This window comes from Streptococcus henryi DSM 19005, assembly GCF_000376985.1.
In the GTDB taxonomy this organism is placed as follows: domain Bacteria; phylum Bacillota; class Bacilli; order Lactobacillales; family Streptococcaceae; genus Streptococcus; species Streptococcus henryi.
Map to the genome: position 1 here is coordinate 1 of NZ_AQYA01000026.1, position 16,680 is coordinate 16,680.

Below are 16,680 nucleotides of genomic sequence, written 5' to 3' on the forward strand. Positions count from 1 at the left end.
CAGTATGAGACTTTTCTTCCAGTAAAACATGATTAGGGATACTGTCCACGAAAAGACTGATGAGTCTAACTTCATGGTTCATGGGAATATCGTAAGCAAGATTTAGTTCCAAACTTAACTGATTTGTGTTATACTCTTTATACATAGTCATGGCTTTCTAATTGTTTTGTCGTTATTATAATTATAAACCATGACATAGGAAAACGAGCATCTCCAACTGCGGAAATGCCCGTTTTTTTTGTGTTCTGAAGCTAGTTTTTGCCCAGCCTCTTTTAAGAATCACAAATCCAATTTTAAGTCTTGGTCACTAAAAAGTCCTTTTTTCTGGAATAGCTCAGCGATAAACCATGTGAGGATAGCTGGGAGGATGAAGGAAATGAGGAACATACCTATCCAGTCCATTGCAGTAATGGCAACCTTATCTCCTGAGGCTACTTCAGCTACCCAACCTGAATAGAGTCCCAGCTGGCCAACAAGCCCACTGGTTCCCATGCCAGAAGAGATAGCGGCACCATTCATTTCCATTTTGAAGATGAGTGTAGCGATTGGTCCGGTAATGGCTGATGTGATGATTGTTGGTAGCCAGATAACTGGTTTTCTTACAATATTTCCCATTTGTAGCATACTGGTTCCTAGTCCTTGAGCCACAAGTCCTCCCAGACCGTTAGCGCGGTAACTCATGACTGCAAAACCAACCATTTGAGCGCAGCAACCTGCAAGTGCAGCTCCTCCAGCCAGTCCAGTCAAACCAAGTGCAGCACAGATAGCAGCTGAACTAATTGGTAATGTCAGAGTAATTCCTACAATGACAGAAACTAGGATGCCCATGAGCAGGGGCTGCAAATCCGTTGCCCACATGATAAGACTGCCTAGTGCTATAGCAGCGCGTCCAATCTGACCAGCGACAGCCATTGCCAACAAAACCCCAGAAAAAATAGTAACTGCTGGTGTGACGATGATATCCAGTTTGGTTTCCTTGCTGACCGCTTTTCCGATTTCACAAGAGATAAGTGCGATAAGGTAAACTGCCAAGGGACCGCCAGCGCCTCCTAAGGAATCGGCTGCCTGACCAACTGCAAGAAGAGAGAAGAGGACTAAAGGCGGAGCTTGCAAGGCGTAACCTATAGCAACTGCCATGGCAGAGCCTTTAATACTTGAAGCAAAGGTCCCGATATCTGTGAAAAGGTTAAGTCCGCTTTGTTGTCCTATAGTTGAAAAAATAGTTCCAATCAGGAGGGATGCGAAGAGTCCATGAGCCATAGCCGAAAGAGCTTCGATGGCATAACGCTGGCCTGTGATGATAATATTTTTACGAATTAGAAATTTTTTGAGAGAATTTGACATGCTTATTTCCTTGTTTTTGATGCCGTGAGACTTGGTGTACAAACTATATTGTATACAAAAATATCGAAAAAGCAAATATATTCTAAATAAAGTTCGGATTTTACTGATATTTCTATTTTTCAGAAGAAAATATCAATTTTTTGCAGTAATTTTACAGAATATTGAACATAAAAGATAAGATTTTGCTGTCAAACATTGAAAATCAGGGTAAAATTTCGTATAATAAAGTGTAAAACAAAACTTGTGGGTGAAATTCCCGCCGTGACGTTTTTTCAGAAAGGATGGGAAGCTCTGCTATTGGGCTTGCCCGAACAGTAAGATATGACATCAGTAGTAGTTGTTGGTACCCAGTGGGGTGATGAAGGTAAGGGGAAAATCACTGATTTCCTCAGTCAAGACGCTGAAGTAATCGCACGTTACCAAGGTGGTGACAATGCTGGCCATACTATCGTTATTGACGGTAAAAAGTTTAAATTGCACTTGATTCCATCAGGAATTTTCTTCCCGGAAAAGATTTCTGTTATCGGTAACGGTGTGGTTGTCAATCCAAAGTCTTTGGTTAAAGAAATCAACTACCTCCACGAAGAAGGTGTGACAACAGATAACCTTCGCATTTCTGACCGCGCCCACGTTATCCTTCCTTACCACATCAAACTTGACCAGCTTCAAGAAGATGCTAAAGGGGATAATAAAATCGGTACAACGATCAAAGGTATCGGTCCGGCTTATATGGACAAAGCTGCGCGTGTCGGTATCCGTATCGCTGACCTCCTTGATAAAGAGATCTTTGCTGAGCGCTTAAAAGTTAATTTAGCAGAGAAAAATCGTCTCTTTGAAAAAATGTACGACAGCACACCACTTGAATTTGACGACATTTTTGAAGAGTACTATGAATACGGACAACAAATTAAACAATATGTGACAGATACTTCAGTTATCCTTAATGACGCTCTTGATGCAGGAAAACGCGTCCTCTTTGAAGGAGCTCAAGGTGTTATGCTGGATATTGACCAGGGGACTTATCCATTTGTAACTTCCTCTAACCCTGTTGCCGGTGGTGTTACTATTGGATCTGGTGTCGGCCCATCTAAAATCAACAAGGTTGTGGGTGTATGTAAAGCTTACACTAGTCGTGTTGGAGACGGTCCATTCCCAACTGAACTTTTCGATGAAGTTGGTGAACGTATCCGTGAAGTTGGTCATGAATATGGTACAACAACAGGTCGTCCACGCCGTGTTGGTTGGTTTGACTCAGTTGTTATGCGCCACAGCCGCCGTGTATCTGGTATCACAAACCTTTCTCTTAACTCAATTGACGTTCTTTCAGGACTTGATACCGTTAAAATTTGTGTAGCTTATGATCTTGATGGAGAGCGCATCGATCACTACCCAGCAAGTCTTGAACAACTTAAACGTTGCAAACCAATCTACGAAGAACTTCCAGGTTGGGAGGAAGACATTACAGGAGTTCGCAGCTTAGATGAGCTTCCAGAAAATGCCCGTAACTACGTTCGTCGCGTTGGTGAGTTAGTAGGTGTTCGCATCTCTACCTTCTCAGTAGGACCAGACCGTGACCAAACTAATATCCTTGAATCAGTTTGGGCAAATATTTAATTTAAGACTTTTTTAATAGAATAAAGACTTGGGATTTTTCCCAGGTTTTTTGTTTGGATAAACCATCATCGGTTGGAAACTGACTAAGGTGGCAAAAAAAGCTATAATATAGGTAAGAATTTGTATATGTAATAAAGGAAATAAGGTTGAGTAGTGATAATTATATGATAGCTTTGCTTGATTTCATGAATGGCTTTTTAATTTTTTAACAATGAAAGGAGTTGTTATGGGACTATTTTCTGGTTTAATTGGTAATGCATCGCAGAAAGATGCGACTAAAGTTGAGCGTCAGTTGGAAGATATTTTAATAGAAGGAGAACAGGTTGAACTAGCTTTTGTTTTAATTCGAGATCTAATTGTTTTTACAGAGAAACGCTTGATTTTAGTGGACAAACAAGGAGTGACTGGTAAGAAAACATCATATAAATCATTCCCTTATCGTTCAATTTCACGCTTCTCAGTTGAAACTTCAGGTCATTTTGATTTGGATGCTGAGTTGAAAATTTGGGTATCATCAGCATCAGAACCAGCTGAAGTCTTACAATTTAACAGTGATAACAATGTGGTGGAAATTCAACAAGCATTAGCGGCGGCAGTATTGAAGTAAGATTAATAGCTCTGCTATGTTCCAAAAACTTATGAAAACGTGTTTTTGAGAAAATCAAACTTATATCCTATCTTTTTAAAGGGCTTTATGTTAAACTAGAAAAGTTGTGAAAATGTCGCAACAATAAGTTTAATAAGGCAGCTTCGCACTGCCCTTTAGAAAAGAGAAACATTGAAATTTACAGAACTTAATTTATCTGAAACTATCCTTACAGCCGTGGAAAAAGCAGGCTTCGTTGAGCCATCACCAATCCAAGAATTAACGATTCCATTGGCGCTTGAAGGTAAGGACGTTATCGGACAAGCACAAACAGGAACAGGGAAAACAGCCGCTTTTGGTCTACCTACCCTTAATAAAATTAATACAAACCATAACTATGTTCAAGCACTTGTAATCGCACCAACACGTGAATTAGCAGTGCAATCACAAGAAGAACTTTTCCGTTTTGGCCGTGATAAGGGTGTTAAAGTCCGCTCAGTATACGGTGGATCTTCTATTGAGAAACAAATTAAAGCCCTTCGTTCAGGTGCCCACATTGTTGTTGGTACGCCAGGTCGCTTACTTGACTTGATCAAACGTAAAGCTTTGAAACTTGAAAATGTTGAAACATTAATCCTTGATGAAGCTGATGAAATGCTTAACATGGGATTCTTGGAAGATATTGAAGCAATCATCAGCCGTGTGCCAGAAAGCCGTCAAACTCTTCTCTTCTCAGCAACTATGCCAGATCCAATCAAACGCATTGGGGTTAACTTCATGAAAGAACCTGAGCATGTTAAGATTGCTGCAAAAGAATTGACAACAGATCTTGTTGATCAATACTATATCCGTGTTAAAGAAAATGAAAAATTTGATACTATGACGCGTCTTATGGACGTTGATCAACCAGAATTGTCAATCGTCTTCGGTCGTACCAAACGTCGTGTAGATGAGTTGACACGTGGTTTGAAATTGCGTGGTTTCCGTGCTGAAGGTATCCACGGTGACTTGGATCAAGGGAAACGTCTTCGTGTCCTTCGTGACTTCAAGAATGACAATCTTGATATCCTTGTAGCAACTGACGTTGCTGCGCGTGGACTTGATATTTCAGGTGTTACCCACGTTTACAACTACGATATTCCACAAGATCCAGAGAGCTATGTTCACCGTATTGGTCGTACGGGTCGTGCTGGTAAACATGGTCAGTCTATCACTTTCGTTTCTCCAAACGAAATGGGCTACCTTGCAATCATCGAGAACTTGACTAAGAAACGCATGAAAGGCATGAAACCTGCCACTGCAGAGGAAGCCTTCCAAGCTAAGAAAAAAGTTGCTCTTAAGAAAATTGAACGTGATTTTGCGGATGAAAGCATTCGTTCAAACTTTGATAAGTTCAAAGGCGATGCTGTTAAATTAGCTCAAGAATTCACACCAGAAGAATTAGCACTTTACATCTTGACTTTGACTGTTCAAGATCCAGATACTCTTCCAGAAGTGGAAATTGCGCGTGAAAAACCATTACCATTTAAACCATCAGGTTCAGGTTTTGGTGGTAAAGGCGGACGTGGTCGTAACGATCGTAACCGTGGCGGACGTGATAATGACCGTCGTCGTGGTGGCTATCGTGGAGATCGCAACCGTGATCGTGACGATCGTGATGGCGGACGTCGTGACTTTAAACGTAAGTCTAACAAAAACCGTAAAGACTTCGAAAATAAAGATAATAAACGTCCACACCGCACATCAAGTGAAAAGAAAAACGGCTTTGTTATCCGTAACAAAGGCGAAAGATAAGCACTGAACATCCTGCAAGCGCAGGGTGTTTTTTCTTATTCAAACTTACGCTTAAAATTCAAGAAAAATCAAAAATGATAGATCGTCAGTTTTAATTTGTTCTAGCCTAGTACTGCCTTTGTCACACTCGTTGTCTGATTTTAATTTTATTTGATTTTCAATGAGTATTAGATGTTCTCTAATCATGCCATCTGACCTAAATTGTGGTAAAATTAAACATATGGAGAAACGTATTAAAGAGCTGGTTGCATTGCTCAATCAGTACCGAAATGAATATTACACTTTGGATAATCCCTCTATTTCAGATAGTGAATATGACAAGCTTTATCGTGAGTTGCAAGAGCTTGAAAAACAGAATCCAGAGTTTGTTTTAGCAGACAGTCCCACTCAGGCAGTTGGTGATATCATCTTAGAAGGTTTTGAAAAGTATCAGCACGAAACCCCACTTTATAGCTTACAGGATGCTTTTTCACATGAGGAATTGCTGGCTTTTGACCGTCGAGTTAAAGGTGAGTTCCCTGATGCCAGTTATATGGCAGAATTGAAAATAGATGGCTTATCAGTATCCCTAGTTTATGTTGACGGTAAATTAATAACTGGAGCCACTCGTGGTGATGGTTCTGTTGGTGAAAACATTACCGAAAACATCAAGCGAATTAAGGATATACCTCATCAACTTGAAGAACCTCTTACCATAACTGTTCGTGGGGAAGCCTATCTTCCTCGTGCATCCTTTGATCGTATCAACCAGGAGCGCAGAGATACTGGCCAGGCAGAATTTGCAAATCCGCGTAATGCAGCAGCAGGAACATTACGTCAGTTGGATACATCAGTAGTTGCCAAGCGTGGTTTAGCCACCTTCCTCTATCAAGAGGCCAGTCCGACAAGTCGCTTGACCCAAGATGATGTCCTTCGAGAACTGACTGACTATGGCTTTTCTGTCAATTCAAGACGAATTGTCACGGCATCAATGGATGACATTTGGACATTTATTGAGGAAATTGCCGCTGAAAGGGATAGTCTCCCTTACGATATTGATGGCATTGTTATCAAGGTTAACAGCCTAGCCATGCAAGAAGAACTTGGTTTTACGGTCAAAGCTCCCCGCTGGGCTATTGCTTATAAATTCCCTGCCGAGGAAAAAGAAGCAGAGCTTCTATCGGTTGATTGGACAGTTGGGCGTACTGGAGTCGTAACGCCAACTGCCAATCTGAGTCCAGTTCAGTTAGCTGGGACAACAGTCAGTCGAGCAACGCTTCATAACGTGGATTATATTGCTGAAAAAGACATCCGTATAGGTGATACGGTAGTTGTCTACAAAGCGGGTGATATCATTCCAGCTGTGCTACACGTAGTAGCAAGCAAGCGTGATCAGCAGGAACCAATGCCAATTCCTGCTACATGTCCGTCCTGTCAAAGTGATTTGATTCATTATGAAGATGAAGTTGCCCTTCGTTGTATTAACCCACTTTGTCCTGCACAAATTTTGGAACGTTTGGCTCATTTTGTTAGTCGTGATGCCATGAATATTGCGGGGCTTGGTCCATCAGTCATGGAAAAATTGTTCAAGGCTGGTTTAGTACATGACGTTGCTGACTTGTATAAGCTGAAAGAAGAAGATTTCTTGACATTAGATGGTATCAAGGAAAAATCTGCTGAAAAATTCTATGCTGCAATTCAGGCTTCAAAAGGAAATTCAGCTGAAAAATTATTGTTTGGTCTGGGGATTCGTCATGTCGGGGCTAAAGTCAGCCGTCAACTTTTGGAGAGCTTTGGTGACATTGACAGCTTGGCTCAAGCGGATACTGAAGCAATTGCTGCAATCGATGGACTTGGCGGTGCAGTTGCACAATCCCTGCGTAGCTATTTTGCCAAAGAAGAAGCAGAGAAACTCCTAGAGGAGTTTAAGACTGCGGGTCTGAATCTAGCCTTCCTTGGTCAAAGAGCGCAAGCTGACGCTCAGTTGTCAGGCTTGACGGTTGTTTTAACAGGGAAGTTAGAGCGATTGACTCGAAATGACGCTAAGGAAAAATTGCAAAATCTAGGAGCAAAAGTAACGGGCTCTGTTTCTAGGAAAACAGATATCCTTGTTGCGGGCAGTGATGCAGGTTCAAAATTAGATAAGGCCCAAGCACTTGGAATTGAAATTCGAGATGAGGCTTGGTTAGAAAGTTTATAATTGAGGAAATAATATGGTAAGTCATCAAAAACGTGCACGTTTAATCTACAATCCGACCTCTGGCCAGGAAATTATGAAGAAAAATGTTGCGGAAGTGTTAGATATTTTAGAGAGCTACGGCTATGAAACATCTGCCTTTCAGACAACTCCAGAACAGAATTCGGCTAAAGATGAAGCAACACGGGCAGCTCTGGCTGGATTTGACTTAATCATCGCTGCTGGGGGAGATGGAACAATCAATGAGGTTGTCAATGGGATTGCTCCTCTTGAGAAACGACCTAAAATGGCCATTATTCCAACAGGTACAACTAACGATTTCGCCCGCGCTCTTAAAATTCCACGCGGAAATCCCATTGAAGCGGCTAAAATTATTGGTAAGAACCAACGTATTAAAATGGATATTGGTAAAGCATATGACAATACCTATTTCATCAACATCGCAGCAGCTGGGTCCTTCACAGAATTGACCTATAGTGTACCAAGCCAACTCAAAACAATGTTTGGGTACCTAGCTTATTTAGCTAAAGGTGTGGAACTTTTACCGCAAGTAAGCAAGGTTCCAGTTCGTCTTCGTCATGAAGAAGGTGTCTTTGAAGGCGACGCTTCAATGATTTTTGCAGCAATTACAAATTCTGTAGGTGGTTTTGAGCAAATTGCACCAGATGCCAAACTGGATGATGGGAAATTTACCCTCATCGTTGTTAAAACAGCTAATCTAATTGAAATTCTCCATTTGATTCGCCTCGTCTTAGATGGCGGAAAACATATTAATGATAAGCGAGTTGAATACATTAAAACAAGCTTTATCGAAATTGAACCTTTATCTAATGAGCGCATGATGATTAATCTAGATGGTGAATATGGAGGTGATGCGCCAATACGATTGGAAAATCTTAAAAATCATATTACCTTTTTTGCCAATACGGATGAAATTTCTGATGATGCTTTGATGTGGGATCAGGAAGAACTTGCCCTTGAAGCTATCGCACAGAAATTTGCCCATGAAGTAGAAGACTTAGATGCAGAGTTAGGGGAGTGAGTGCGTATGGAAAATGCTGTAATTGTGCATTACCATAGCCGACATGGGAATTACTTTGAACTTAGCCTCTGGCAATGGCAAGATGGTCATATAGGAAGCGACGCCTACTTTTCACGATTCGATAGTTTTGGAGCAGTCGCTTATCTCACTTATCCTGCTTCCTATTTTTTGAGCCATGTCTATGCTATGGTAAAAAATCAAAATTGGAGCCACAAAACCGCTGATTTTCGTATTAATCGCAATAGTGGTATTCCAAGAACTGAGGTTTGGATTGTCGATGGAGATGATACTCTCTATTATTCTCGACAAGCTGCAGTAGCTAGTCACGCTTATGGTCGACGTCAGCCTCATGCTTTTGAAATGGCTGTTAATAGCAAAGCTTTTGACAGCAAATGGGGATTTGATGGATGGCTAGGGTGCCATTACAATCAAACCCATACTGAATTCAGACTGTGGGCACCAACTGCTGAGAGAGTAGAGCTAGTTTTATATCATTCTACAGATGAAAAAGCCAGTGTTGAACGTGTCCTACCTATGGTTAGAGGAAACGAAAGTGATCTTGAGGACCATAAAAAGAATACTGTAGGTGTGTGGTTTGAGACCATTCAGGGAGACCTGAACTACCAAGCTTATGCTTATCGAGTATATTATCGCAAACGCACCTTTAAAGACACTAGAGATCCTTATGCCATTGCAACAACTGCTAATGGTAAGCGATCAATTGTCATTGCGACAGACCATTTGATACCTAAGGGATTTTCTGTAAAACACGGCGAAGAAGCTACTTGGCGTTTGAGTAATCCCAATAAGGCAGTCATATATGAAATGCATGTACGAGATTTCTCAAAGTCTAGCACATCAGGTGTCAAACTCGAAAATCGAGGAAAATTCTTAGGTACAATTGAGAAAGGAACCAAAAATCAATTTGGTGACACGACTGGATTTGATTATGTCAAAGAACTAGGAGTAACCCATATCCAGCTACAGCCAATTTTTGATCACCATCAGATTTTTGATGAAGCTGGGAACTATATCTATAACTGGGGCTATGATCCTGAAAACTTTAATGTTCCAGAAGCGAGTTTTACTAGCAATCCCCATGAGCCGGCTACTCGTATCCTAGAATTAAAAACAATGATACAGGCCTATCATGATGCAGGTATTGGTGTCATTATGGATGTAGTCTACAATCATACTTTTTCATCTCGTGATTCAGCCTTTCAGTTGGCTGTTCCAGATTATTACTATCGAATGAATCCAGATGGTTCCTTTCAAGATGGTTCAGGCTGTGGCAATGAAATGGCTAGTGAGAAAGAAATGTATCGAAAATACATGATCGATTCTATTCTCTACTGGACTCAAGCCTATAATATTGATGGTTTCCGCTTTGATTTGATGGGACTTCATGATATTGATACCATGAATCTCATTCGCCAGGAGCTTGATAAAATTGATCCCAACATTCTTATGTATGGCGAAGGTTGGGATATGGGAACTGGCTTGATGCCTGAGCAAAAGGCTAAAAAGGGAAATGCTGCCTTAATGCCAAACATCGGCTTTTTTAACGACGATCAACGCAATGCTGTTAAAGGTGCCGAAGTATATGGTGATTTCAAACGTGGTTTCGTCTCTGGAGCACCAGAGGAAGAAAAAGTAGCAAAAGCTATTCTTGGCAGTGATGAATTAGTCCATTATCTAGCACCAAATCAAGTTCTGAACTATGTGGAAGCTCACGACAATTATAATCTTAATGATTTACTCTTAGAATTACATCCAAATGATAGAAGAGATCAGCATATTAGACGTGTCGAAGTAGCAACTGCAATGAATATTCTGATGCAAGGGATGAGCTTTATGCAGTTGGGACAAGAATTTCTTAGAACAAAATTATATCCAACTGGCCCAGAGGGTGAACTAACCCATGCTGATAAGGAAAGAGCCATGAATTCTTATAACGCTCCGGATAAAGTCAACAAGGTAAATTGGCGTCATGTGACCTATTATAAATCAACGATAGAGTTTGTGAAAAAAATCATTAAAATGAAAACACAAACGCCATATTTTTCATATCAGACTTTTGAAGAAATCAGACGTCACATTTATGTTGATAGCGCGGTTTCAGGCTCTGGAGTGGTTTCTTTTATCATTCAAAACAAGAAGAAATGGAAAGTCATTTTCAATGTTTCTGGGAACCGCTTGCAATTAGAGAATTATAATGATATAATATTGTCAAATGATGAGAGCTATCAAAATGGTCAAGGCAAGGTTGATGATTTGACAGCTGTGGTCCTTGATATCACGGAATAACCTGAGGTTTCTCAGGTTATTTTTGTTTATTTGAAGTTTTTTATTATTTTTTATTTTTATTAAATTGTTTGAATTTAATGAAAAATCGCTGTTTTTTAGTCATTTTAACTTTTTTAAGAAAAAGATGAGATGCGGGGATTTTAGAAAGGGTGATGCAATGGATAAAAATGAAGCGCTCTACACCTTCGGGACAGGAGAGAACTTTCATATCCAAAATTACTTTGGTGTTCATAGAGACCACGAAGGTGATGAGCTAGGTTATGTTTTTAGAGTGTGGGCTCCGAATGCTGAAGATGTTCAGTTAATTGGTGATTTCACGGATTGGAAGGATAATCCACTTCCAATGACTAAAAACGAAGCTGGCGTTTGGGAAGTTTTTACGACACTAGCAAAAGAGGGTCAAATTTACAAGTATTTGGTCAAACGACAAGGTGGACAAGTTGTTGAAAAAATGGACCCAGTAGCACTTTACTTGGAAGAACGTCCAGGTACCGGAGCTATTGTTAGAACACTGGAGGATAAAAAATGGAAAGATGGTCTTTGGATGGGTCGTCGAAAACGTTTTGGATTCAAACATCGTCCAGTCAATATTTATGAAGTCCATGCAAATTCTTGGAAAAAAGATGAGGATGGCAAAGCGTATGGATTTGCTCAGCTCAAGGAAGAACTGATTCCTTATCTTGTCAAAATGAATTATACTCACGTTGAATTTATGCCGGTCATGGCACATCCTCTGGGGATGAGTTGGGGCTATCAGCTTATGGGCTACTTTGCCTTCGAGCACACTTATGGGACACCAGAAGAATTTCAAGATTTTGTTGAAGCTTGTCACCAAAATAATATTGGAGTTCTTGTCGACTGGGTACCAGGTCATTTTACGCAGAATGATGATGCACTAGCTTACTATGATGGCACGCCAACATATGAATATCAAGATCATCATCGTGCTCACAACTATCGTTGGGGTGCTCTCAATTTTGACCTTGGTAAGAACCAGGTACAATCATTCTTGATTTCAAGTGCTCTCTTCTGGATTGAATTTTACCATATTGATGGCATTCGTGTTGATGCTGTTAGTAACATGCTCTATCTTGATTATGATGATGGTCCATGGGCCCCAAATCAATTTGGAGGTAACCGCAATATTGAAGGCTATAATTTCTTGCGCCGTCTAAATAGTGTGGTTAAACACCGTCATCCAGATGTCATGATGATTGCTGAAGAATCAACTGCAGCAACACCAATTACTAAGCCGCTGAATGAAGATGGCTGCGGTTTTGATTATAAGTGGAACATGGGATGGATGAATGATATCCTCAGATTCTTTTCTGAAGATCCTATTTATCGCCAATATGATTTCAACTTGGTTACCTTTAGTTTCATGTATGCGTTTAATGAAAACTTTATCTTACCATTCTCACACGATGAGGTTGTCCATGGTAAGAAGAGCATGATGCATAAAATGTGGGGTGACCGTTATAATCAATTTGCTGGTTTACGTACCCTTTATGCTTACCAAATCTGTCATCCAGGTAAAAAACTTCTCTTTATGGGCTCAGAATTCGGTCAGTTCTTGGAATGGAAATACGATCATGAATTAGAATGGGATAACCTAAAAGAAGAAGACAAACTTAATTTGAAGATGCAAGGTTTCACAAGTCATTTGAATCAGTTCTATAAAGATAACAAAGCCTTATGGCAAATTGATGATTCTTATGAAGGCTTAGAAATTATTGATGCTGACAACACAGCCGAATCTGTTTTATCAATAATCCGTAAAAATGATAAAGGTGATATGTTGGTCTGCGTCTTCAATATGACACCAGTAGAACGTAAAGACTTTACGATTGGTGTACCAATTGCTGGTATCTATGAGGAAGTATTGAATACTGAATTAGAGGACTTTGGTGGTGTATGGAAACAAGGAAATCCAGTTACACGAACACAGCCAGGACTTTGGAAAGATTATAAAAATACCCTCAGCTTTACACTTCCAGCGCTTGGTGCAAGTATTTGGAAAGTGAAACGTCGCTTAAAGAAATAACCCTTAGGAAAGGAAAACTACATGAAGAATGAAATGTTAGCTCTTATTCTCGCTGGAGGACAAGGGACTCGTCTTGGAAAATTGACTCAAAGCATTGCTAAACCTGCTGTTCAATTTGGAGGTCGCTATCGTATTATCGATTTCGCACTTTCAAACTGTGCTAACTCAGGGATTAATAATGTTGGTGTCATTACACAATATCAACCTCTAGCATTGAATAGCCATATCGGAAATGGTTCATCATGGGGACTTGATGGTATCAACTCAGGAGCAACAATTCTTCAGCCTTATTCAGCGACTGAAGGAAACCGTTGGTTCCAAGGTACCAGCCACGCTATTTACCAAAATATTGATTATATTGATTCTATTAATCCTGAGTATGTTTTGATTTTGTCAGGTGACCATATTTATAAAATGGACTATGACGACATGCTCCAAACACACAAAGACAATCAAGCTAGCTTGACTGTCGCAGTTATCGATGTTCCACTGAAAGAAGCAAGTCGTTTTGGTATCATGAATAATGATTCAAACGACCGTATTGTGGAATTTGAAGAAAAACCAGCTAATCCTAAATCAACAAAAGCTTCAATGGGTATTTATATCTTTGACTGGAAACGTCTTCGTACAATGCTTGTAGATGCTGAAAAGAACAATGTTGATATGTCAGACTTTGGTTCAAACGTTATCCCAGCTTACCTTGAAACAGGTGAACGTGTTTACACTTATAACTTCCAAGGTTATTGGAAAGACGTTGGTACCATTGAATCACTCTGGGAAGCAAACATGGAGTACATTGGTGAAGATAACGAGCTTCATAGCCGTGATCGTTCTTGGAAAATTTACTCTAAAAATTTGATTGCTCCACCTAACTTTATTACTGATACTGCAGACGTGAAAGACTCACTTGTTGTTGATGGCTGTTTTGTTTCAGGTAAAGTAGAACACTCTATCCTTTCAACAAATGTTCAAGTAAAAGAAGGAGCAGAAATCAAAGACTCCTTCATTATGAGCGGAGCGATTATTGGTGAGGGGGCTAAAATCACTCGTGCCATTGTTGGTGAAGGTGCAAAAATCGGCGACGGTGTCGTGATTGATGGAACAGATGAAGTACAAGTAATTGGTTATAATGAAGTAGTGGGGGTACCAAATGAAGATTGATAAATATTCTGCGATTCTTGGAAGTACAATTGGCTTTCATGAAATGGAAGGCTTAACAGACGAACGTCCATTGGCTAGCTTGCCATTTGACGGTAAATATCGTCTCATTGACTTCCAACTCTCAAATCTTGCGAATGCTGGAGTTCGTAGTGTTTATGGTATTTTCCGCGGTCAAAACATCCGCTCAATCTTTGACCATATTCGCTCAGGTCGCGAATGGGGACTTAATACATTGCTCAGCCATTATTTCCTTGGCTTCTACAATGCAGGTATCGGAGAAGAAACTGCGGATAAGGATTACTATGAGCAAATTTTGACATACCTCAAACGTTCAGGTTCAGACCAAACAATCTATATGTCATGTGATATTCTTTGTAACATTGATTTGTCACAAGTTATTCACTTGCACAATGTCAGCAACCGTAATATGACAGTAGTTTATAAGAAATTGCCAAAAGAGGCTATTTCATCTGCAAATGATATCTTGGAAGTTGACGAAAGTGATACTGTTACTGGTAACTGTGGTGCTTTCTCAGGTAAAGATACTGAAAAAATGTCTGCTGGTATCTATGTTGTTAATACACCATGGCTTATTGAAAAAATGGAACAGGAAGTTCAATCTGAAAAACCGCGTAAACTTCGCTTCCTTCTTCGCGATTTGACTCCAACATCAAACACTTTGGCATTTGAATATACTGGCTATCTTGCTAATATCTCTTCAGTTAAAGCCTACTATGATGCCAATATGGATATGCTTGATTCTCACAAATTCTATTCACTTTTGTATTCAAACCAAAAAGTTTATACAAAAGTTAAGAATGAAGAATCTACCTATTTTGATAATGCATCAACTGTTAAGAACTCACAATTCGCATCAGGAAGCATTATAAAAGGTAATGTTGATCACTCAATCATTTCTCGTAATTGTCGTATTGCAGAAAACTCAAGTGTAATCAACAGTGTCATCTTCCCTAAAGCAATTATCGGTGAAGGTGCTGTTGTAGAAAATGCTATTGTTGATAAAGGTGTAACAATCGCTCCTGGCGTAACAATTCGCGGAACAAAAGAAAACCCTGTTGTTGTTGCAAAAGCTAGCGAAGTAGTTGAGGATATTATTAAATGAAAATAATGTTTGTTGCGGCAGAAGGTGCACCTTTTGCCAAAACAGGCGGCTTAGGTGATGTCATCGGGGCATTGCCTAAATCGCTTGTAAAAAATGGAAATGAAGTAGCAGTCGTTCTTCCTTATTACGATATGGTTGCTGCAAAATTTGGTGACCAAGTTGAAGATGTGCTCTATTTCTATACAGAATTAGGCTGGCGTCGAGCATATGTCGGTGTTAAACGTCTTGTTCGTGATGGTGTTACCTTCTACTTTATTGATAATCAAGATTACTTCTTCCGTGGAAGAGTCTATGGTGAATGGGATGATGGTGAACGTTTTGCCTTCTTCCAATTAGCTGCGCTTGAATTGATGGAGAAAGTTGACTTTATTCCAGATATTCTTCATGTGCATGATTATCACACAGCCATGATTCCATTCTTACTGAAGGAAAAATATCATTGGATTAATGCCTACAAGAACATTAAGACTGTATTTACAATTCATAACATCGAATTCCAAGGTCAGTTTGATCCAGGAATGTTGGGAGAACTTTTTGGTGTAGGTGCCGAACGTTATGAAGACGGAACTCTTCGCTGGAATGATTGTCTGAACTGGATGAAAGCAGCTGTTCTTTATTCTGATCGTGTTACAACCGTTTCTCCATCATATGCACAAGAGATTATGACACCTGAATTTGGTAAAGGTCTCGATCAAGTTATGCGCATGGAGTCAGGTAAATTGTCTGGTATTGTCAATGGTATTGATACAGACTTGTTAGATCCAGAAACTGACCCTTATCTTGTTGCTCACTTCTCAGCAGATGACCTTTCAGGTAAAGCTAAAGATAAAGCAGCTCTCCAAGAACGTGTAGGACTGCCAGTTCGCTCAGATGTACCTTTGATAGGTATTGTATCTCGTTTGACAGATCAAAAAGGTTTTGATCTTGTTGTCAACGAGTTGAACAACATCTTACAAAATGACTTGCAAGTAGTTGTTTTGGGAACAGGTTATGCTGATTATGAAAATGCCTTTGCTTGGTTTGGTCATAATTATCCTGAAAAGATGTCAGCAAATATTACCTTCGACCTAGAATTAGCACAGCAGATTTATGCTGCTTGTGATATCTTCTTGATGCCATCTGCTTTTGAACCTTGTGGTTTGTCTCAAATGATGGCTATGCGCTATGGAACACTTCCTTTAGTTCATGAGGTCGGCGGTCTTCGAGATACTGTTATTCCTTACAATCGTTATGAAAAAACAGGAACAGGATTCACCTTTAATAATTTCTCAGGCTACTGGTTAACAACTACCTTGAGCCTAGCATTAGATGTATACTACAATCACAAAGAAGACTGGCAAATGTTACAACAAAATGCTATGTCTACTGATTTCTCTTGGGATACCGCAAGTCTTGCCTACGAGGATCTTTACAAAGGTCTTTAAAAACTTGCAGTTCTTATTTTAAATGGAGTAATGAGCCCTTGTGACTGGGAGATGTGCTTATATGG

The 16,680-nt window shown here is 39.9% G+C and carries 11 protein-coding genes; 10 read left to right on the plus strand and 1 reads right to left on the minus strand.

What is annotated here, in order from left to right; all coding sequences use genetic code 11:
• Window positions 1-279 precede the first annotated feature (279 nt).
• Window positions 280-1,344, minus strand: coding sequence for a PTS sugar transporter subunit IIC (locus F601_RS0102780; RefSeq protein WP_018164147.1), 1,065 nt, complete (start codon window positions 1,342-1,344; stop codon window positions 280-282).
• Window positions 1,345-1,665: 321 nt separating this feature from the next.
• On the opposite strand from F601_RS0102780, the gene F601_RS0102785 reads away from it, so the two are divergent.
• The 10 genes from F601_RS0102785 to glgA all read left to right on the plus strand — a co-directional run bounded on the left by F601_RS0102785 (window position 1,666) and on the right by glgA (window position 16,615).
• On the plus strand, window positions 1,666-2,958 hold the full coding sequence (locus tag F601_RS0102785) for an adenylosuccinate synthase (protein ID WP_018164148.1): 1,293 nt from the start codon (window positions 1,666-1,668) through the stop codon (window positions 2,956-2,958).
• A 226-nt stretch (window positions 2,959-3,184) separates the two neighbouring features.
• Entirely contained in the window at window positions 3,185-3,565 is a 381-nt protein-coding gene (locus F601_RS0102790) for a PH domain-containing protein (RefSeq protein WP_018164149.1), read from the plus strand.
• Window positions 3,566-3,736: 171 nt separating this feature from the next.
• Window positions 3,737-5,338, plus strand: a complete 1,602-nt coding sequence (gene cshA / locus F601_RS0102795; RefSeq protein ID WP_018164150.1) for a degradosome RNA helicase CshA — start codon at window positions 3,737-3,739, stop codon at window positions 5,336-5,338.
• Window positions 5,339-5,558: 220 nt separating this feature from the next.
• Window positions 5,559-7,517 (plus strand): NAD-dependent DNA ligase LigA, encoded by a 1,959-nt coding sequence (ligA, locus tag F601_RS0102800; protein ID WP_026183077.1) that lies wholly within the window; start codon window positions 5,559-5,561, stop codon window positions 7,515-7,517.
• A 13-nt stretch (window positions 7,518-7,530) separates the two neighbouring features.
• Window positions 7,531-8,556: a diacylglycerol kinase gene (locus tag F601_RS0102805; RefSeq protein ID WP_018164152.1), complete on the plus strand. Its 1,026-nt coding sequence runs from the start codon at window positions 7,531-7,533 to the stop codon at window positions 8,554-8,556.
• Between the two features lie 6 nt (window positions 8,557-8,562).
• Window positions 8,563-10,863 carry a type I pullulanase gene (pulA, locus tag F601_RS0102810; RefSeq protein ID WP_026183078.1) on the plus strand — a complete coding sequence of 767 codons (2,301 nt, stop codon included), beginning with the start codon at window positions 8,563-8,565 and terminating at the stop codon, window positions 10,861-10,863.
• A 157-nt stretch (window positions 10,864-11,020) separates the two neighbouring features.
• A complete protein-coding gene (glgB, locus tag F601_RS0102815) occupies window positions 11,021-12,907 on the plus strand; it encodes a 1,4-alpha-glucan branching protein GlgB (protein ID WP_018164154.1) in 1,887 nt (628 codons plus the stop codon).
• 21 nt (window positions 12,908-12,928) lie between these two features.
• Entirely contained in the window at window positions 12,929-14,068 is a 1,140-nt protein-coding gene (locus F601_RS0102820) for a glucose-1-phosphate adenylyltransferase (protein WP_018164155.1), read from the plus strand.
• Window positions 14,058-15,191: a glucose-1-phosphate adenylyltransferase subunit GlgD gene (gene glgD / locus F601_RS0102825; protein ID WP_018164156.1), complete on the plus strand. Its 1,134-nt coding sequence runs from the start codon at window positions 14,058-14,060 to the stop codon at window positions 15,189-15,191. The genes F601_RS0102820 and glgD overlap by 11 nt, the downstream gene beginning before the upstream one ends.
• Window positions 15,188-16,615, plus strand: coding sequence for a glycogen synthase GlgA (glgA, locus tag F601_RS0102830; RefSeq protein ID WP_018164157.1), 1,428 nt, complete (start codon window positions 15,188-15,190; stop codon window positions 16,613-16,615). Before glgD ends, glgA begins: the two co-directional genes overlap by 4 nt.
• The last annotated feature ends 65 nt before the right edge of the window (window positions 16,616-16,680 follow it).